Source organism: Capnocytophaga sp. oral taxon 326 str. F0382, from assembly GCF_000318295.1.
GTDB lineage: Bacteria > Bacteroidota > Bacteroidia > Flavobacteriales > Flavobacteriaceae > Capnocytophaga > Capnocytophaga periodontitidis.
Genome location: NZ_KB291413.1, coordinates 106,453 through 123,707, shown reverse-complemented (window position 1 = coordinate 123,707; position 17,255 = coordinate 106,453). Strand labels below are relative to the sequence as shown.

The following is a 17,255-nucleotide window of genomic DNA, read 5'->3' as shown; positions in this document are numbered from 1 at the left end:
AGAATGTTACAAAAGCTGTTAGAAAAGTTGTGCAAACACATAGATTTGCACTAAAATTAGAAAGAGCCTACTTTTCTGTCTTTGTAAATACCATTTATTATCTGCCAACAAACATCATATTCTGCAGCTCCAGCCCCGCCTGTTGTTACTATGTATAAAGCATCATTATCTTTATCGTAATAAACTTTTATGGCAGACAAAGGATCAAGCAAATCACTATAAGCCTTTTTAGGGAAATCAACTTTTTTACCGTTAATGGTTACTTCAATGCTTTTATATTCGTCTTTAGGAAGGTCGTAATCAACGCCATAAGGGTCAAATCCGTCTATTTTAGTAACACCAAACTTTTTAGTATAAATAATTTTATGTTTGTTTTTGTCGAACTTTTGAGTTGCAACCTTTACTTCAATACCATTTTGTGAGAAAATATCTAAGTATTCATTCCCTCCAACTGATGGAATAGCTTTAAAATGATGTATCCATTGTACTCTATCTTTATAGATATATCCATTATCTTCGTTTTTAAGCCAATTGCCAATAGGATCTTCACCAATATAAACCATTGTATTATTGTTAAGTGTACCAATAACCTTACTTTTGATGTTGGCTTTCTCACGAATATTTACATAACCATCGTTATCTTTGATAATGCCAAAGAAGTCTTTTACTTGTGCAAAACTGCAATGACTTATGAATAATAGTGCTAAAAGGATTCGTTTCATTACTATAATATTAATTTTGTTCTTTTGTAACGCAAAATATGACTCACTACCATCGGTAATGGTGAGGAGTTTTTGAGAGAGGTCGCTGAAATCTTTTTCTTGTTTACTCATTGTTTGCTTCTTCAAAAGTTACGGTTACATTGGGGAATTTCTTCAGCGCCTCAATACGCTCTTTGAAAGCGCCTAAAATATACTCTTCCCACGGGATACCACACTGGTCGTTGTAGTACAATTGCATTTTCTTGCTGTACTCTAAGCGATCGGTAACAGCTTTGTTTTGTCGCCAATTGAGGGCTTTGAGCGCATCATACACTTTGTCGTTTTTGGCAGGGATAGGACTTACCCGTACATAGAGCGTTCCGTCTATATATCGCGGAGGAGTACTTTCTATCTCATTTTCAGTTGTATATACAAAGGTCTTTTCGCCTGTTATAGGGATATATTGCTGCAGGAGTTGCTCCAATTCTTCATCAGATAATAATCCTTGATAGGTTTGGGTAGAACGTGGCAACACACGTGTGAAATTGGTGAGTTTCCGGCTGTAAACATCTTGTAATACTTGCCGTTGTGCCTCGTTGCTTATATAAGGCAGATGACTTTGTAGTAGGCGGGCGATATTTTCGTAGAAATTACCTTCACTGCGTACGAGCGACCCCTCGTATATATCGTTTACCGAGTTGAGCATCTCATAGAAAAAGAAGTCTTCGAGGGTGTTTGCTAATAGTTCAGCCTCGTCAGAATCGTGTTGCAAGAGTACTATTGGGCACGAGCTACAAGCTCGCGCCAGCGATGGGGATGAACTACAATCTCGCGCCAACGATGGAGCGTTTTGGTTGTACAAAAAGCAATAATAATCACCGCCGCCCGTTTGTCCGAAAGGAATAAAAAGGTAATCGGGGTTGATGCTGAACCAACTGTCCTCGCCATTGAGTTCTTCGATAGTTTCGGCAATATTAGCAAGCGGGATTAACTCAAACTCACCACTGTACAAAAAAAGTGGTGGGTGGTTTTTAAGTCGTGGATATACTTCTTTACTCCAAAGCGAAGCATATTCGCCTATATCAAGCATTTGGTTGGCATAAAGCCGATGATATAGTTCAGGATATTGAAATTGGTATTGTTGTTCTAAGGTTTTTAACATAAGAGGAAATTAGCAAACTATACTTCTTTATACACATGCAAAGCATCCGCTTGGTGGAGGGGGGTAACGGTAATATCAGTAATTTGAATTTTATCAGGTAGATTGACGATATAGGCGATAGTGTCGGCGATATCTTCGGCATATAAAGGGGTGATACCCTTATACACGTTCTCGGCTTTCTGCTCATCTCCTTTGAAGCGTACCTTACTGAAATTGGTTTCTACCAACCCTGGTTTTACATTGGTTACCTTTATATTTTTGTCCATTAGCTCTATGCGCATCGCATCGCTGAGGGCTCTTACGGCAAACTTGGTCGCGCAATAAATACTGCCATTGGGGTAGGCTATTTCTCCCGCTACCGACCCTACATTTACAATCGTTCCTACCTTGCCAGTGGCAATCATTAGCGGAATCACACTGTTGGCGATATAGGTAAACCCTTTGACGTTGGTGTCGATCATCTGGTCTATATCTTCTATGGCGTAGGTATGGAGGTGTTGCAATCCTATTGCTAAACCCGCATTGTTGATAAGCATATCAATTTGTCGCCATTTTTCGGGTAAGGATTGTATGTTTTTCGCCACCTCTTGGTAGTTTCTCACATCGAAAGCTAAGGTAATAACCTCTATAGCGTGTTCTTTTTCGAGTTGAGCTTTCAGTTCCGCCAATACTTCAGCCCTACGAGCGCAGAGAATGAGGTTTACGCCCATTTGCGCCAGTTTTTCGGCTACGGCTTTACCTATCCCACTGCTGGCACCTGAGATAAAAGCGATTTTTCCTTTGATACGATTTAGTTCCATTTGTTTAGATATTTAAGTGTTAGGTTTTAGAATATTTCACTTTAGAAAATTATTCTTTTCTTAAATAGGCTATTTCTTTCTGCAACTGAGCAATTAAATCATCTTTAGATTTGATGAGTAGTTCAGTTATTTCCTTATTTTCTTGGTAAAAATGTTCTATTTTTTGTTGGTATACAGCATCGTTATGGTAATTGTTCTGTACCATTTGTTGTTTTTCTAAATCGAGCAATTCTCCTACGGGGATTTCTAATATCATAGAAATTTGAAAGAGTCTTTCTACTGATAGTTTAGTTTCTCCTATTTCCAATTTGCGATAAGCAGGCACAGAGAGGTGTAATTCCTCCGCCATATTTTCATAAGAATACCCTTTTTTAGTTCTCTCTTGTACAATTTTATTGATTACTTTTTCTATATTCATCATAATAAGTTAATGATTTGAGAGGCAAAAGTAAAGAATATTATCGAAAAAGTAAAATATATTTTGAAAAAGTTTAAATAGAATATTGTTTTAAACGCTTACTTTTGCACCGTTAAAAATCATTTAAAAACCATAAAACAATGAAGAACTTTCTATTATTTCTAATTTTTGGAATGGGATTAATGTCTTGTTCTGATAATCTAACAACTTCTAAAACTGACAAGCTAATAAAAGAAGCCTTGGCAGAAACAACTCCTTTTTATGGAGCTGCCCGTATTTCAGAAAGTAAAGGAGAATTTATTTCTAAAGATGATTTACCTATCTATGAGAAGTTAGTTCAAGAAGGCTATATCACTATGAAAAATACAGAGTTGCCTTATGGTACTATTAGTAAAAGTAGCTATGATATAGCTTTTACTGATAAAGCTAAACCTTATATGATTGGTAATAGAGTGCGTGCTTACACTCTTGTATTTGATAAAACTGACGAAATACAAATAGTAATGCAGAACAAAGCACGTGTAAAAGCTATTTTTAAAAAAGAAGATAGAACGCCTTTTTACGATTTGTCTTTTTTAGGTAAAGATGACACGTATATGAGAACCTTTACCTTTGATAAAACAGAGAACAAGGGTTGGGTAACACACAGCGTGCTTCCTATGCTTAGACTTTCAATGGGAATTTTTCAAAAAGAACAATAATTAAACCAAGTATATAAACTGATGAAAAATCTATTTTTAATGCTATTTGTTACCTTATCTTTTATAGGGAATGCTCAAACCAATAACGATTGGGAAAAAGTAATTATCACTCGTAATCCTGAAGATGTAAAAGGATTAAAACGTTTGAATGATGTTTCTGCCGAAACGAGTAGATTGTATGGAAAGCAATCTAAATTGCGAGATGAAACTACTAAGAAAATCAAACAAGAGGCAGCTAAAATAGGTGCTACTATAGTACTTATCACAGTTGATAATTTTGCGATGACACCTATCAATAACGTGAATATGGTAGGGACTGCTTATAGTGGTGAAGTTTCTCAACAGGAAGAAAAAGTTCCTCAAAAAGTAGAAGTGAGTGGAGAAAAAGTATCAGAAGAAGATATTATTATTACACGAAATCCTGAAGATATTAAGGGATTAACACGTTTGGGAGATGTATCATCAGAAGCAAGTAGACTTTATGGAAAACAATCAAAATTACGAGATGAAGTAACCAAAAAATTAAAGAAAGAAGCTGCAAAATTAGGAGCGAGTATAGTGCTCATCACAGTTGATAATTTTGCAATGACCCCAATCAACAATGTAAATATGGTAGGAACAGCTTATAAAAAATAATCTGCTATCATAATAATATCTAACTTTGCCAAAGTTTTTGCCTATGAGGCTCGCACTTTTGGCAAAGTTTTTTTTATTCTATCTAATCCCATATCTTCTTCATTACCTCCTCCACAGTAGGCTCGTGATATTTGCCTTTTTTATCTTTGATGGTATTGAATACAGTAGGGTCAAAATGCGGACAGTTGAGTTCTAAAAACTGAAAGAAGTAGCCATCGCTGTAAAACATATAAGGCATAAACTCCTCCTGAAAGTCGTTTTCGCACTCAAATTCATTGTCTATGATGATACGTACAAAAGCAGCGATATCTTCACGAGTGAGGTTGTTGTGCTTTATAGGGTCAGGCATTGCCAAATCAAAGGCAAAAGCCTCAATACCATTGCCTTCCCACCATTCCCATAGCCAAGTATCGGAAAGGTCTTTGCCCGTGAGTTTACTGAGGTATTGCTCCATCGCCTTGTATTCTTTGTCAAATACTTCTTCGGGAGTGTCTTCACTTTGGGCATCCCAAAAGGCTTCATAGTCTTCTAAACGTTTTAGTACAAGAGGGTAGAGTTTTTCAGCAGTAGCAAAATCGGGACGTAGTTCTTTTCTAAGTGTTTGCATTTGTTTAGGGTTTAGAATGGGACAAAGGTAGTGAAAAATTAGTAGATTAGCAAATTTTCCAATAGGCACATTAGCTGTATTTCTTTTCTATTCTGTTGATGATGATTTTGCCTGTGCTTTTGTAATAGGCTTCTGTAAAAGGGAGTGCTTTGAGATAGGGGATATCACTCTTGTTACCAAACGCCTGAAAGCATACAGCAGCACTACACATTAGCATTTCGTCTTTTTTAGACTGCCCAAAGCTGATGATTTGTTTTAAGATAGGTACAAAAGCCTCGTGAAGGTTTTTATTCACTTTTTCACTTTTGAGTTGGTGTGATATATCACAAAGTTCATAGGTGTATTCTTTTACAAAATTCTCCTGCTCATCGGTGATTTTAGCAGAAAAAGTTTGAGCAATTTCCAAAAAAGCAGGGAGTGATTCCTCTGTGGGTAACCCTTTTAATACTCCAAAAACAATGCTAAAGAAATCTTTTGTTTTGTGTATTGATTTTACCAAGCCTTGTACCCCTTCTTCTAAATAAATGCAAAGGGCATCTACCCACGAGGCGAAAGGCACAATAAGCTCATCATTGAGTGGTTGCCAATCGTATTGCGCTACCATTTCTCGCAAGGGAGTAATATATTCCTTATTAGGTGTTTTGAGGATTTTTAAGAGGTCTTCTACCTCCAAATTGCCTTTTTTCTCCAACAGATGGAGCTTTTTGATGTGTTTTGCTACTGCTTCGGTCATATTGTTAATTTAGTTAATTTAGTAGCTATATAATTTTAACTTTACCAAAATATTTAATTGCCTGTCGTGCTACGACTCATCGTCGTAGGAAGTGTAATCCCATTCCAAGCCAAAGTTTTCCATAGCGTCTAAAAGAGTATCAAATAACTCTTGTTGAGCGCTGCCTATAAAAATAGCTGTGGCTCGGTTTGTATCTCGGTGTACAGCAAGGGTAATGACTATTTGAAAATTGGCATCGGTAAAGGTGCGTTGTCCTTCCCAACTGAGAGAGGTGAGTTCGGTATATTGTTTTTCTATATGGGCAACTGCTCCTGTGGGTACTTCAAAGTCTTCCATTTTCCAACCGCCCATTGCATTAGCATTGTAACGCAAGCCTCCCATCACACCGTTGTAAATGGCTATGTACAGCCAAAAGTCGGAGAGTGTTTCAGTTTCTAATACCCAATCTGGGTCGGTTTCTGAGCCGTAATTCCCCCAAACGGGTGGGTTAGAGATTGTCAAATCCTCTTTGCGAATTGCCCACATTACCACCCCTTGGTTTTCTTCACAAAAGCATAAGTAATCCCCTGCAAAGTACAACTGCTGGGGCGTTGCTAAACTGTTAAACGACTGGTTTACGCTTTTTGTTGCCCCTAACTGTAAGTAATACGCTCGGAACTCCTCAGGCAAGGTGATGAGCAAGCGTTTTTCAGCTTTTAATAACTGTGCTTCCGAGAAGCCTTTGCAGTTCTTTGGTGTGAGATTGTATAGTTTTTTAATGTTTTCCATATCACTCATAATACTTGTTTTTTAATTAATTAACTGAAATATTTGGTAAAATCTAAAAAGTGTTGTATTTTTGTCCCCGAAGATGAGTTAAAGTCATAGACTCGCTGGGCTAATAACCCAGATGCGTTATCGGACGTGTTGAGTAAGGATTTTAACTCATCTTCTATTATTTTATCTTCTTTCTTTTTCAAGAATAAAGCTGAAATATTTTTCAATACCTCCATTGCATCAGGAGTTAATGTTGCAATTAAATAATCTTTAGCTACTATTTCACTTCTTTTTACTTTATTGAACAAACTCATTATGAAGTTCTTAGCCTTATCCTTTAAAGTTTTCATAATCACAATTGTTTAATATTTCAGCAAATAAAAGCCCCATATCATATTGCTGAACTCTCCTGCTACAAAGCTGTGTGTCTCGCCGTTTATCACTACTTTTCCCGTTTCTTGCCATTTGTAGTCAAAGATATTTACGCCAAATAGTTTTACCTCGCCTTCTACTCCCGAGGTTTCAAACTGCCACGTTTTTTGCTTGAATAATTTCATTCTTTAATTATTTTTCTATCAATAAAATTCATTTGAAAGCTATCTTTTTCTTTTGTGAGTATAAGCTGTTGTTGCTCAAAAAACATTAAGAGTTTTTCGTTTTTTGGCAATGTGAATTTGCTTGCTATCTCATTGTTCTCTAATGAAAACTTACAAAAAGTGTTTGTTTTTTCGTAACAATCCATTAAAAAGAGATATTTTTCATCTTTAGAAAGTTTGAAGTTGTCAAATTTTATATTGAAAGGACTTAAATCATAATCTTCATAAGTACCATCGGGTGCCATTTTACGGATAATGGATAGAAGTTTTCTGTTGTTATTACATAAATTCATATAAATATTGCCTTTACTATCTTTCTCTACAGACCTATAAGGGGCTGTATTGAAAAGTATCTCTATTTTATCTTTTACCAAATCATAACGTTGTATTGCTGTAGGAGCATAGATAAGGAGGTGCTCTTCATCTTCAAAATCAAGAGATAAACACCCCTCTACCTTTGTTACTTTCCTTTTTTTAGTGCCTTCAATACAATTGAAAGTAAAGAGACTTTTATCAGCAGAATTCATCAAGAAAAAAATAGGCTGATGATTAAAAGCTATACAGCTAGCTGTTTTAGGGAAATTCTTATCATACATATCGGTGATAAGCAGGTTTTCACGTTGTATTCTTAACAAATAGTCGTCAGATAGAACTAATATGAATTGTGCATCGGGAGTAAAGTATATTTCCTTTATATTGTTTTTTAAAGATATAGAGGCTTCTTCCTCACCTGTAGCAAACGACAACCGGCGTAGGCGTGTATATCTTCCATAATCATCTTCAGCTCCGCCCCCTACATAAAAGCAATTCGGATTAAAGGGGTCGGCTATAGGGGTAATATTAAAAGCAGACGATTGTTTAAACTGTTTCTTCCAAATGATTTCTGTTTGCATAGTGTTTTAATTACTAACGATTAGGTCTAAAAACTTTGGTGGTACTTCATCTGTAAGCCAAACCCCATTAGCAGAGAGATAAAAAACATACCCTGCCTCATACATTGCCATTGTATTTACTTTAAAAATGACGGGCTTGCCGTGTCGGGCACCTACTTTGGTTGCGGTTGCTATATCAATGCTGAGGTGTACATACTGGCGGGTTTGCTTTTGGAGTCCGCTTTTGAGAATGCTCTCTACAAACCTGCTGGCAGTGCCGTGATACAAACATTCAGGAGGTGTTTGGGGCTGTAATTCTAATGTTACGGCAAGCGAATGCCCTTGATTGGCGCGTATTTTTGTGTTATCCTCGCTAAAAGCATATCGTTGTTTGCTATCGGTAGCGACGATTTCTTCCAACATTTTAAGGCTGAACACTGGAAATTTACGCTTCATATTCTTAATGAGCACATTCACCTCAGCCCAACCGTGTGTGTCGAGGCTAATACCAATCGCCTCAGGGTGGTGTCGCAGTACCAAACTGAGAAACTTGCTCTCTTTTTTATGTTTTTCTTCTTTAGACATTGTTCAATATCCTTTAAACAAACACTAATCCCGTTTGCTGTAAGTAATAGTTCCTCCCTACTTGCTCCTTTGCTTTGTCGGAAATCCAAAAATCAGGTTTGAGCAATTGCTCTCCTTTCATCATCTTTGCTTTATGACTGATTTTCTTAATCTGCTTGATGATATCCTTGAAAATGGCATACATAGGGTACTTTTCGGTGCTGATATAGTCCATATCCACCAGCGTATTACTAGTTACAAACTCATAATCATCTCTACTGAATACCGCTTCAAACTCCTCAGGAGTGATTACAAAATTAAAACTTTTGTGCCAAGTGTTTGCAAAATACATAATGATAGTTATTTAGGGGTTAGAAATTAGGGTTTAGCTTTTAGTCGCTATTTAACAATTATTTCCGAAACAAGTTCCTCGCTGCCTTCTCATTGCATTTTTGATGTTTAGCATAAGCCTTAGCAGCACGCAGGCGTATCTGTTCATCGCTTTCACCATTCACATAGCCCGTAAGTGCATCGTGAAGCGTGTAGGCTTCGGCAGCCATCAATCCTGAAGTCCAAACCAGCGGATTTACCTTTGCGTGTTGTAGGTGAGGCTCAAAAAAACGCTTGCTATAGCACGCCAAGATAATCACATCGCGTGTCTTACCGTCAGTGTTTTTATAAGCAGTGTTGAGTTGGAAATCCATCAGTCCATCGTGTCCTACATACGCAACCAAATCGGCATTGCCAGCAGCGGCATTTTTCAAGAAGTTTTCTGTACAAGTTTTGATATATTTGCCATCGTAAGCATCGGCGATAAGCGTATAGTTTTTAGTAGCGTGCTTAAAGGTTACTCGCTCCAAAATAATATCACTATAAGGCTTTTCCGATTTTACAAACTTCCATTCCTTACTGCGTTTAAAATAAGTGCGCACGCCATAACCACAACCCCAATAAAGGTTACTATCGGCATCTTGCCCATTGCCAATTCCTTTGGGTACCGGCACAATGCCCTGATACTTATTATCGCAGAGGGCTACCAAAACGTGTATAGTTTTCGTCTGTTGCGCCCATATAGGGGCTGTAACCAAGCAAAAGAATAATAGGAGGTGTTTCATTGTGTTTTCAGTCAAATATTTTGTCTATTGCTAAGATATTTGTTTGTCTATTGCTAAGAAAGAATCTTTTATAGTTTTAATTATTTCAATCGAAATGTCTCGTTATATTCTTCTTAAAAGTCAAAAGTTTAGTAAAAGATCAAAGGTTGAAAAATGGTTTTGTTTTCCTTTACACCACCTTCAACCCTTGATTATTATTTAAAGTTTATTGTTTAAATACGTTGTTTTCTCTATTGATATCCACACTTCTGTTGTTAGGGTCTAACACTATGCTTTGGATATCACTCAGTGGCATATCAAGCTCAAAAGTGTAAGTGAGGTTACCCCAACCCCAAGCAGGGAGTACAAGGCGAGAGTAAGCAGGATAAGTATTAGGTTTTTCGCCGTAAGTCATTCGCGAAGGCACATATACATATTGAGTTTTCCCAGCTTTATCAGTTACAAAAAGGTCGATAGAGAGGGGTAATCTGCCTAAACGCTTGAGGGTAACGGTAGTTTTATTACCTTTAGCAGTTACCTTGTCGATAGCGTAATCAGCTACGTGGTCGGTTTGCATAAACTCGTTGAGGAACCACTGCAATTGCAAGCCCGATACTTTTTCGGCAATGCGAATAAAATCGTTAGGAGTAGGGTTCTTGAAAGCAAATTCGCGATAATAACGTTTGAGAGTTTTTAGTAGCGCCTCATTACCCATTAGGTAATCTAACTGAGTGAGAAATAACTGACCTTTGTAATAAGCGGCAATGCTATAGGCGTAGTTGGTTGCATAACGATCGGAATGAGTGATAGTAGGCTCTTGCAAACCCGATTGTACCAAATTGAGGTAGCCTTCATAAGCATCTTCAAAAGGATATGCGTTTTGAGGGACAAGCCCTAAAACTTGCTGTTCGGCAAGAGTTTGTATATACGAAGTAAAGCCCTCGTCCATCCACGGATAAGCAGCTTCATCAGTAGCTAAAAGGTGTTGAAACCAAGCGTGAGCCAATTCGTGAGTGGCTGTGCCTACTAATTTTTCATATTTTTCACCACCTACCATAAGGGTGCACATAGCATACTCCATACCGCCGTCACCACCTTGGATAAAAGAGTATTGAGGCCAAGGGTAAGCACCGATGAGCTTGTTGAAATAATCAAACACTTTCAGCATATCAGGCTGAATGCGTTTCCAAGTTTCAGGATATTTTTTGTAGAAGAAGTGTATAGTTTTACCATCAGCAAGTTGGTGTTTGTCGTGTACATACTGAGGGTCGGCAGCCCAAGTGAAATCGTGTACGCGTTCGGCAACAAAGTGCCAAGTTCTGGTTTTAGCTTTTTTAGGTAGCGCAGGAACTTTTACCCCTGCATCTTCATAGCCAAAGCCTATTTCGTTAGCGTTTTGGAGTATACCTGACCCTGCTACCATATAGGTTTTGTCGAGGGTGATTTTCACGTCAAAATTGCCCCAAACGCCATAGAACTCACGTCCTAAGTACTCGGTGGTATGCCAACCTTGGTGATCGTAAGCCACCATTTTAGGGTACCATTGTGCCATTGAAAGAGCTACGCCATCGGGGTTGTTGCGCCCTGCACGGCGTATCATCACAGGTACTTGCCCTTCAAAAGTCATATCGAGCACTGTTTTGCTATGAGGGAGGATAGGGGAGGGGAGGGTAACTTTCAAGATAGTACTCTCGTGAGTGAAAGTTGCTTTTTGCCCATCTTGAGTCATAGCAGTAATGCGCAAAGAGCCTATTTCGGAAGGTGATAGTTTGGCAATTCTACTCTCGTAGACAGGTTTTTGTTTAGTGCCTACATTGTTAGCCATACGTCTATCGGGGTCGGGGAGAGCTTGCAAGTTGCTGTCCATCTCGCTATTAGGTTGGAAAGCATTGTAGTAGAGGTGGTAGAATACCACGCGAAGAGTGTCGGGGGGGTTGTTTGTATACGTGAGTTTTTGGGTACCCTTGTACTGAAAGGTTTTCACATCCATTGTCACGTCCATTTGGTAATCAGCTTGTTGTTGCCAAGGATTGTCTTGCGCACTTACATTCAGCGCAAAAGCGAAGCCACAAAGGGCTAATAGCATTTTTTTCATCAGATGAATTGTTTTAGTTTTTTAGAAAGCGCAAAGATAAAGGTTAATTTGCTCATTTCCAAATTTGCTCATTAGCAAATTCTTTACTACCTTTGTCGCCTCAATTATTGTTAATTATTCATTGTCAATTGTTAATTGAAATATTATGAATTTTTTATTTTCTGTTGATGCTCTTGTGGCACTCCTTACCCTTACTTTCCTCGAAATCGTTTTGGGGATTGATAATGTGATATTTATCTCTATCGTTACAGGTAAATTACCCGAAAACCAACGCAAACGTGCTACTCGCTTGGGACTCTTCTTGGCAATGTTTATGCGTATAGGTTTGCTATTGGGAATTTCCTTCCTCATTCGTCTCAAAGACCCGCTTATCAGTTTTGATTGGGGTTGGTTTTCAGCACATTTCAACGGACAAGCACTGATACTTCTCGTGGGAGGTATTTTCTTACTCTACAAATCAACTAAAGAAATTCACGCCAAAGTAAATCATATAGAGCACGTTACCGAATCGGAACAACCTCAAGCGCGACAACACGCTTCATTTAGCGGAGTTATCGTGCAAATCTTACTGATAGACATCATTTTTTCAATAGATAGTATCCTCACAGCTGTGGGAATGACCAATGGATTGGAAGGTGCGATTTACCTAATGATTATCGCTGTAATTCTTTCGGTGGGAATAATGATGCTCTTTGCCAACCCAGTAGGTAATTTTGTGAACCGCAATCCGTCAATTCAAATATTAGCCCTTTCCTTCTTGATACTCATTGGCTTTATGCTCATTACCGAGAGTATGCACCTTTCGGAAGCAGTACTCGCTGGACAAACGGTAGGGGCAGTGCCTAAGGGTTATTTGTACTTTGCGATAGCTTTCTCATTGGGCGTTGAGTTTTTGAATATGAAAATGCGGAAGAAGACTAATAACTAAAAAAAAATAAAAAGATATGAATGCAATTTTAACCACTCCTCCACAAGGTATTTCTTTGGAAAATGCTATGAATATCCTTAAAAGTCTTAACTTTAATATTGTTGATGTTAAAAAATTAAAGAAGGAAGAGAAAGAGATTCCTAATCAAGAAACCAAAGAAGCTATGGCTGAAGCAGAAAGGTTGATAAAGGACAAAGATACACCTTTCTTTGATGATGTTGATGCGTTTTTGTCGTTCTTAAAAAACTAAAATTAGAAACTAAAAAAGAAGATGAGTATAAGTATCAGTTATTCTCTTCTTTAGGCTCACATTCAGAACTTTTTAAAAAGTAAGAAATGAAAGTATACACCAAATGCAAACATTGCGCTGAAGAACTATCTTGCACTACAGAAGCTACTGACCGTGTGGAGTTTGCGATGCAAGAGGGGGAAGAAAAATCATTCGTCTGCCCTAACTGCAATCGCCGTTTTACTTATGAACCCAACGATTTTCGCGCCAAACCCTCAAAAATAGGACAAATAGTAGCCTTAGCCATTCTCATTTTGGGAGTGCCTGCTCTTATCTATGCTTTTGCAGGAAAGAACTACATAGTATTAGGAGGCTATTTGCTGATTCCGTGGGCTGTCTATGCGATTATCACCCAACAAGACCGCAGCAGAGTAAGCAGTTTCAACCAAGTGCTTTTTAGAAGGAAATCACAACGAGAATAACGAGCAATCTCTTTAATTAAATAAGATTAAAACAATGAATACAAATGTAATAGAATCAGAGAATTATGTAGAGGGAGTTAAAAAAGAAGACCTCTATGATGGGCTTACCCAAAAAGAGCTTGAGCAAATAGAACTTTCTAAAAAAGAAACTCGAGCAGGGCTATGGTTTAGTCATTCAGAAGTACAACAAGATGCAAAAGCGCGTTATGGAAATAAGATGGTCATTGAGGGCTAGGATAAGTTATCTTGATACACTTGATTTTTGGTATAAGCATAACAAATCATACAATTATTCTCAAAAGATTATTGATGCTGTAGATGTACTTGAGAAAGAGTTGAAAGAAGCTCCCTATTTTTTGGCTAAATATATTGAACATTTAGAATTGTATAAGAAGAATTTTCTAAATTCTAAATTCTAAATTCTAAATTTTCAGTATACTATGAGGTTCTAGAAGAAGAAAGGGTAATATCAATTATGCACTTTAGAAGTAATAAACAAGAACCTTTATAAGGTATTTGAAATTAGAGCTAAATTTCTTTAACTACTAAATAAGATTAAAACAATGAATACAATAACTTTTGACAACGCCGATTTATTGTTGTTTCAACCTTTGTTTGATAGGTTTAAAATAAAGACAACAGTTATAGAAAACGATGATTTCTACTACGATTTGTCGGCAGAAGATGTAGAAAATATAGAGAAATCTAAAGAACAAAAAAGATTAGGTCTTTACAAGCATACTTCAGAAGTTCACAAATTAATACAAGAAAAATATGGAATTGTTTTGGACAGATAATGCTATTGATAATCTTGATGTTTAGAAGCACCAAACAAAAACCTTTGTTCTAATATTTTAAAAGACTAAAATATTATTATGTACTCTGTTATTATCTTTTTAGGATTTTATAATTTGCTTTTTGCTGTTTTCCATTTGTTGTTTTGGAGACTTTTTAAATGGAAGGAAGAGGTGCACAAACTCAGTTTTGCCAATCGCGGAATTATCCAAATTCTCAATATACAAATAATCTATTATTTTGTAGCAGTAGCAATAGTTTGTTTCTGTTTTACTAACGAACTTCTCACTACTAATTTAGGAAAATTTTTCTTACTTGGTAACTCGTTGTTCTGGGCAATACGTTTGGTACAACAATATATATTTTTGAGAAAAAATAGTTTTGTAATTCACATTCTGGCAGTGCTATTTTTGTTAGGAGCAGTATTATTTTTCTTGCCCTTGCTTTACTATTAACCCCCTGAAACCTAATCCCTAATCCCTGACCCCTAACACTCCCTAAACAATGAACAATATTTTAGGATATGACACTATAAAGAACTATTTAAAAGCTAGTGTGGAAGCAGGTCGCATTCCACACGCTCAGTTATTTGTCGCTGGCGAAGGACAAGGAGGACTGCTAATGGCAATCGCCTACGCGACTCTCATTCTTTCGCACGATAACCCTAAAGCAAAAAACCAATGTGCTCAACTCGCTCACCCCGACCTCCATTTTGCTTTCCCCACAGCGACTAACGACAAGGTGAAAAAAGACCCTATTAGCTCGCTCTTTATGGACGAATGGCGCACTTTTGTAAAGGAACAGCCTTATGGCTCTCTTTTCGATTGGTTCGTATTCCTTGGAATTGAGAAAAAACAAGCCAACATAGGGGTAAATGAGGCTAAAGAGATTACTAATAAGTTAGCACTGAAATCATTTGAAGGGGGCTATAAAGTGATGATTATCTGGATGGCAGAGAAGATGAATCCCGAAGCCTCTAATAAGCTCCTCAAACTCCTTGAAGAACCCGCCGATAAAACGGTCTTTCTCTTGGTGGTAGAAGATGAAAATGCCTTGTTAGACACTATCAAATCGCGCTGCCAAATTCTGCGCTTTCCGCCACTCAGTGAGAAAGCTATCAAGGAAGCGCTCATCGCACGTGGTTTGGCTGAAGCCGAAGCAACTAAAATAGCCCTACGCGCTCAAGGAAACTTCAACAAAGCCCTCCAACTGATGGACAACAAAGAAAGCGAAGAAGCAACCTTTGAACGTTGGTTTATTGCGTGGGTGCGTACTGCCTACCGTGCGCGTGGCAACAAAGCCTCTATACGAGGACTCTTGCAATGGAGCGACGAGATTAATACGGTGAATAGAGAGATGCAAAAACAGTTTTTACTCTATTGTGCAGAGGTGTTTCGTCAGGCATTTTTGCTGAACTACACAGCCTCCAATTTGGTGTATATGCAATTCAACGATCCTACTTTTCAACTTGCTAAATTTGCGCCCTTTATTCACGGCAACAATATCGAGGCAATACATAACCTCCTCGAAGAAGCTCAGTTACACGTGGAGCGCAATGGTAATGGCAAAGTTATTTTCACCGATTTAGCTATCAAACTCACAAGATTGTTACACACTAAGCAATGAGACAATTTCCTAATTTTCTAATCTGCTAATTTGCTAATTTGAAATTATGTTAACCGCAATTTCCCCCATTGATGGTCGTTATGCCGATAAAACGACCTCCCTTGTGCCTTTCTTTTCCGAAATGGCACTTATTCGTTATCGCGTACAAGTGGAAGTAGAGTACTTCATCGCTCTATGCGAACTCCCCTTGCCTCAACTCGCTGCCTTTCCTAAGGAAAAATACACCGATTTGAGAAAACTCTACCAAAATTTCACCGAAGAGGAAGCTCTAAAAGTAAAAGAAATAGAGCAAACTACCAATCACGATGTGAAAGCGGTAGAATACTTTATAAAAGAAGCTTTCGATTATCTGCAACTGCAACCCTATAAGGAGTTTATCCACTTCGGGCTCACCTCTCAGGACATCAACAATACCGCTATTCCGCTTAGCATCAAGGAAGCCGTACAACAAGTGTATTTGCCTGCTTTAGAGCAATTACTCGGCAAACTGAGAAGTTTAGTAGTCCAATGGAAAGATGTGCCATTGTTAGCACGCACTCACGGTCAGCCAGCATCTCCTACGCGTTTGGGTAAGGAATTCGAAGTGTTTGTCGTTCGTATGGAACAACAGTTACAAACCCTTATCGCAGTGCCTTATGCTGCCAAATTTGGGGGAGCAACCGGTAACTACAACGCTCATAAAGTAGCCTACCCTAATATCGATTGGAAGGCTTTCGGCACCCGCTTTGTTGAGGAAATATTAGTGTTACACCACTCATTCCCTACTACCCAAATTGAGCATTACGACCATTTAGCTGCTCTTTTCGATGCGCTCAAACGCATCAATACGATTCTCATCGATTTGAATCGCGATATTTGGACGTATATCTCTATGGATTACTTCAAACAACAGATAAAAGCAGGCGAAGTAGGCTCTTCGGCTATGCCTCATAAGGTAAATCCTATTGATTTTGAAAATTCTGAAGGTAATTTAGGCATTGCCAACGCTCTTTTAGAACATTTATCGGCGAAATTGCCTATTTCCCGTCTGCAGCGCGACCTCACCGATAGTACAGTATTGCGCAATGTAGGGGTGCCTTTTGGTCATATTCTCATAGCCCTGCAATCTACCCTCAAAGGGCTCAATAAACTCCTTTTAAACGAAGATAAAATCCGCGAAGATTTACAAGACCATTGGGCAGTAGTAGCCGAGGCTATCCAAACGATTTTACGTCGTGAAGGTTATCCTAACCCCTATGAAGCCCTCAAAGCCCTCACACGCACCAATACCGCTATCACAGCCGAGACTATCAGCAACTTCATTGATACCTTGGAAGTAAGTGAAGATGTGAAGGCAGAACTAAAAGTCATCACCCCCGAGAACTATACAGGAGTTTAGTTTAGGTAAGAGATAAGAAGTAAGAAAAATGCTCAGGTAAATCCCTGATAAGAACATTATAATGAAATGTACATATCCTACT

General features: G+C 38.1%; 23 protein-coding genes. 9 read left to right on the top strand and 14 right to left on the bottom strand.

The annotated features are described in order from the left end of the window. Positions 1-56 precede the first annotated feature (56 nt). Genes HMPREF9073_RS08290 through HMPREF9073_RS08275 form a run of 4 tightly spaced genes read right to left on the bottom strand, consistent with a single transcriptional unit; the run spans position 57 to position 3,084 of the window. Complete coding sequence (locus tag HMPREF9073_RS08290) at positions 57-833, bottom strand: SH3 domain-containing protein (RefSeq protein WP_009750910.1); 777 nt, start codon at positions 831-833, stop codon at positions 57-59. Further along, positions 826-1,863, bottom strand: coding sequence for an SMI1/KNR4 family protein (locus tag HMPREF9073_RS08285; RefSeq protein ID WP_009750909.1), 1,038 nt, complete (start codon positions 1,861-1,863; stop codon positions 826-828). Before HMPREF9073_RS08285 ends, HMPREF9073_RS08290 begins: the two co-directional genes overlap by 8 nt. A 17-nt stretch (positions 1,864-1,880) precedes the next feature. Further along, complete coding sequence (locus HMPREF9073_RS08280) at positions 1,881-2,663, bottom strand: SDR family NAD(P)-dependent oxidoreductase (protein ID WP_009750908.1); 783 nt, start codon at positions 2,661-2,663, stop codon at positions 1,881-1,883. 49 nt (positions 2,664-2,712) lie between these two features. After that, positions 2,713-3,084 carry a helix-turn-helix domain-containing protein gene (locus HMPREF9073_RS08275; protein ID WP_009750907.1) on the bottom strand — a complete coding sequence of 124 codons (372 nt, stop codon included), beginning with the start codon at positions 3,082-3,084 and terminating at the stop codon, positions 2,713-2,715. A 137-nt stretch (positions 3,085-3,221) separates the two neighbouring features. Here HMPREF9073_RS08275 and HMPREF9073_RS08270 point away from each other — a divergent pair, with 137 nt between their 5' ends. Together HMPREF9073_RS08270 and HMPREF9073_RS08265 are read left to right on the top strand one after the other, a co-directional pair. Then, positions 3,222-3,782: a hypothetical protein gene (locus tag HMPREF9073_RS08270; protein WP_009750906.1), complete on the top strand. Its 561-nt coding sequence runs from the start codon at positions 3,222-3,224 to the stop codon at positions 3,780-3,782. Positions 3,783-3,803: 21 nt separating this feature from the next. Further along, the gene (locus HMPREF9073_RS08265; RefSeq protein ID WP_009750905.1) at positions 3,804-4,418 is read left to right on the top strand and encodes a hypothetical protein; all 615 of its coding nucleotides are present in this window, start codon (positions 3,804-3,806) and stop codon (positions 4,416-4,418) included. Between the two features lie 82 nt (positions 4,419-4,500). Here HMPREF9073_RS08265 and HMPREF9073_RS08260 read toward each other — a convergent pair whose 3' ends face one another. The 10 genes from HMPREF9073_RS08260 to HMPREF9073_RS08215 all read right to left on the bottom strand — a co-directional run bounded on the left by HMPREF9073_RS08260 (position 4,501) and on the right by HMPREF9073_RS08215 (position 11,735). After that, positions 4,501-5,025 carry a hypothetical protein gene (locus HMPREF9073_RS08260; RefSeq protein ID WP_034555662.1) on the bottom strand — a complete coding sequence of 175 codons (525 nt, stop codon included), beginning with the start codon at positions 5,023-5,025 and terminating at the stop codon, positions 4,501-4,503. Between the two features lie 70 nt (positions 5,026-5,095). Next, positions 5,096-5,758, bottom strand: a complete 663-nt coding sequence (locus HMPREF9073_RS08255) for a hypothetical protein (RefSeq protein ID WP_009750903.1) — start codon at positions 5,756-5,758, stop codon at positions 5,096-5,098. Between the two features lie 69 nt (positions 5,759-5,827). Continuing rightward, complete coding sequence (locus HMPREF9073_RS08250) at positions 5,828-6,526, bottom strand: SMI1/KNR4 family protein (protein WP_034555681.1); 699 nt, start codon at positions 6,524-6,526, stop codon at positions 5,828-5,830. Positions 6,527-6,555: 29 nt separating this feature from the next. Further along, positions 6,556-6,864 carry a hypothetical protein gene (locus HMPREF9073_RS15505; RefSeq protein WP_009750901.1) on the bottom strand — a complete coding sequence of 103 codons (309 nt, stop codon included), beginning with the start codon at positions 6,862-6,864 and terminating at the stop codon, positions 6,556-6,558. A 12-nt stretch (positions 6,865-6,876) separates the two neighbouring features. Next, positions 6,877-7,071: a hypothetical protein gene (locus HMPREF9073_RS08240; RefSeq protein WP_009750900.1), complete on the bottom strand. Its 195-nt coding sequence runs from the start codon at positions 7,069-7,071 to the stop codon at positions 6,877-6,879. Continuing rightward, a complete protein-coding gene (locus HMPREF9073_RS08235) occupies positions 7,068-8,003 on the bottom strand; it encodes a hypothetical protein (RefSeq protein ID WP_009750899.1) in 936 nt (311 codons plus the stop codon). Before HMPREF9073_RS08235 ends, HMPREF9073_RS08240 begins: the two co-directional genes overlap by 4 nt. A gap of 6 nt (positions 8,004-8,009) precedes the next feature. Beyond that, complete coding sequence (locus HMPREF9073_RS08230; protein WP_009750898.1) at positions 8,010-8,567, bottom strand: RNA 2'-phosphotransferase; 558 nt, start codon at positions 8,565-8,567, stop codon at positions 8,010-8,012. A gap of 13 nt (positions 8,568-8,580) precedes the next feature. Next, positions 8,581-8,898, bottom strand: a complete 318-nt coding sequence (locus tag HMPREF9073_RS08225; protein ID WP_009750897.1) for a hypothetical protein — start codon at positions 8,896-8,898, stop codon at positions 8,581-8,583. Positions 8,899-8,956: 58 nt separating this feature from the next. Beyond that, positions 8,957-9,661 carry a hypothetical protein gene (locus tag HMPREF9073_RS08220; RefSeq protein WP_009750896.1) on the bottom strand — a complete coding sequence of 235 codons (705 nt, stop codon included), beginning with the start codon at positions 9,659-9,661 and terminating at the stop codon, positions 8,957-8,959. 205 nt (positions 9,662-9,866) lie between these two features. Further along, positions 9,867-11,735 carry a M1 family metallopeptidase gene (locus HMPREF9073_RS08215; protein ID WP_009750895.1) on the bottom strand — a complete coding sequence of 623 codons (1,869 nt, stop codon included), beginning with the start codon at positions 11,733-11,735 and terminating at the stop codon, positions 9,867-9,869. A gap of 145 nt (positions 11,736-11,880) precedes the next feature. On the opposite strand from HMPREF9073_RS08215, the gene HMPREF9073_RS08210 reads away from it, so the two are divergent. From HMPREF9073_RS08210 to purB, 7 genes are all read left to right on the top strand, one after another. Then, positions 11,881-12,663, top strand: a complete 783-nt coding sequence (locus tag HMPREF9073_RS08210; protein WP_009750894.1) for a TerC family protein — start codon at positions 11,881-11,883, stop codon at positions 12,661-12,663. A gap of 16 nt (positions 12,664-12,679) precedes the next feature. Further along, complete coding sequence (locus tag HMPREF9073_RS08205) at positions 12,680-12,913, top strand: hypothetical protein (protein ID WP_009750893.1); 234 nt, start codon at positions 12,680-12,682, stop codon at positions 12,911-12,913. An 86-nt stretch (positions 12,914-12,999) separates the two neighbouring features. Continuing rightward, positions 13,000-13,374, top strand: a complete 375-nt coding sequence (locus HMPREF9073_RS08200) for a hypothetical protein (protein WP_009413378.1) — start codon at positions 13,000-13,002, stop codon at positions 13,372-13,374. A 34-nt stretch (positions 13,375-13,408) separates the two neighbouring features. Then, positions 13,409-13,609: a hypothetical protein gene (locus tag HMPREF9073_RS08195; RefSeq protein ID WP_009413377.1), complete on the top strand. Its 201-nt coding sequence runs from the start codon at positions 13,409-13,411 to the stop codon at positions 13,607-13,609. 328 nt (positions 13,610-13,937) lie between these two features. Then, complete coding sequence (locus HMPREF9073_RS08185) at positions 13,938-14,171, top strand: hypothetical protein (RefSeq protein ID WP_009413375.1); 234 nt, start codon at positions 13,938-13,940, stop codon at positions 14,169-14,171. A 502-nt stretch (positions 14,172-14,673) separates the two neighbouring features. Further along, a complete protein-coding gene (locus tag HMPREF9073_RS08175; RefSeq protein ID WP_009413373.1) occupies positions 14,674-15,795 on the top strand; it encodes a hypothetical protein in 1,122 nt (373 codons plus the stop codon). A 46-nt stretch (positions 15,796-15,841) separates the two neighbouring features. After that, positions 15,842-17,173: an adenylosuccinate lyase gene (gene purB, locus HMPREF9073_RS08170; RefSeq protein WP_009413372.1), complete on the top strand. Its 1,332-nt coding sequence runs from the start codon at positions 15,842-15,844 to the stop codon at positions 17,171-17,173. Positions 17,174-17,255 lie beyond the last annotated feature (82 nt).

Excerpts from the sequence above, each read along its gene's own strand:
- HMPREF9073_RS08215 (WP_009750895.1), bottom strand. The coding sequence starts at position 11,735 with ATGAAAAAAATGCTATTAGCCCTTTGTGGCTTCGCTTTTGCGCTGAAT.
- HMPREF9073_RS08270 (WP_009750906.1), top strand. The coding sequence starts at position 3,222 with ATGAAGAACTTTCTATTATTTCTAATTTTTGGAATGGGATTAATGTCT.
- HMPREF9073_RS08210 (WP_009750894.1), top strand. The coding sequence starts at position 11,881 with ATGAATTTTTTATTTTCTGTTGATGCTCTTGTGGCACTCCTTACCCTT.
- HMPREF9073_RS08290 (WP_009750910.1), bottom strand. The coding sequence starts at position 833 with ATGAGTAAACAAGAAAAAGATTTCAGCGACCTCTCTCAAAAACTCCTC.
- HMPREF9073_RS08175 (WP_009413373.1), top strand. The coding sequence starts at position 14,674 with ATGAACAATATTTTAGGATATGACACTATAAAGAACTATTTAAAAGCT.
- HMPREF9073_RS08265 (WP_009750905.1), top strand. The coding sequence starts at position 3,804 with ATGAAAAATCTATTTTTAATGCTATTTGTTACCTTATCTTTTATAGGG.
- HMPREF9073_RS08285 (WP_009750909.1), bottom strand. The coding sequence starts at position 1,863 with ATGTTAAAAACCTTAGAACAACAATACCAATTTCAATATCCTGAACTA.
- HMPREF9073_RS08275 (WP_009750907.1), bottom strand. The coding sequence starts at position 3,084 with ATGATGAATATAGAAAAAGTAATCAATAAAATTGTACAAGAGAGAACT.
- HMPREF9073_RS08220 (WP_009750896.1), bottom strand. The coding sequence starts at position 9,661 with ATGAAACACCTCCTATTATTCTTTTGCTTGGTTACAGCCCCTATATGG.
- HMPREF9073_RS15505 (WP_009750901.1), bottom strand. The coding sequence starts at position 6,864 with ATGAAAACTTTAAAGGATAAGGCTAAGAACTTCATAATGAGTTTGTTC.
- HMPREF9073_RS08195 (WP_009413377.1), top strand. The coding sequence starts at position 13,409 with ATGAATACAAATGTAATAGAATCAGAGAATTATGTAGAGGGAGTTAAA.
- HMPREF9073_RS08240 (WP_009750900.1), bottom strand. The coding sequence starts at position 7,071 with ATGAAATTATTCAAGCAAAAAACGTGGCAGTTTGAAACCTCGGGAGTA.
- HMPREF9073_RS08235 (WP_009750899.1), bottom strand. The coding sequence starts at position 8,003 with ATGCAAACAGAAATCATTTGGAAGAAACAGTTTAAACAATCGTCTGCT.
- purB (WP_009413372.1), top strand. The coding sequence starts at position 15,842 with ATGTTAACCGCAATTTCCCCCATTGATGGTCGTTATGCCGATAAAACG.
- HMPREF9073_RS08260 (WP_034555662.1), bottom strand. The coding sequence starts at position 5,025 with ATGCAAACACTTAGAAAAGAACTACGTCCCGATTTTGCTACTGCTGAA.
- HMPREF9073_RS08255 (WP_009750903.1), bottom strand. The coding sequence starts at position 5,758 with ATGACCGAAGCAGTAGCAAAACACATCAAAAAGCTCCATCTGTTGGAG.
- HMPREF9073_RS08225 (WP_009750897.1), bottom strand. The coding sequence starts at position 8,898 with ATGTATTTTGCAAACACTTGGCACAAAAGTTTTAATTTTGTAATCACT.
- HMPREF9073_RS08230 (WP_009750898.1), bottom strand. The coding sequence starts at position 8,567 with ATGTCTAAAGAAGAAAAACATAAAAAAGAGAGCAAGTTTCTCAGTTTG.
- HMPREF9073_RS08250 (WP_034555681.1), bottom strand. The coding sequence starts at position 6,526 with ATGGAAAACATTAAAAAACTATACAATCTCACACCAAAGAACTGCAAA.
- HMPREF9073_RS08185 (WP_009413375.1), top strand. The coding sequence starts at position 13,938 with ATGAATACAATAACTTTTGACAACGCCGATTTATTGTTGTTTCAACCT.
- HMPREF9073_RS08205 (WP_009750893.1), top strand. The coding sequence starts at position 12,680 with ATGAATGCAATTTTAACCACTCCTCCACAAGGTATTTCTTTGGAAAAT.
- HMPREF9073_RS08200 (WP_009413378.1), top strand. The coding sequence starts at position 13,000 with ATGAAAGTATACACCAAATGCAAACATTGCGCTGAAGAACTATCTTGC.
- HMPREF9073_RS08280 (WP_009750908.1), bottom strand. The coding sequence starts at position 2,663 with ATGGAACTAAATCGTATCAAAGGAAAAATCGCTTTTATCTCAGGTGCC.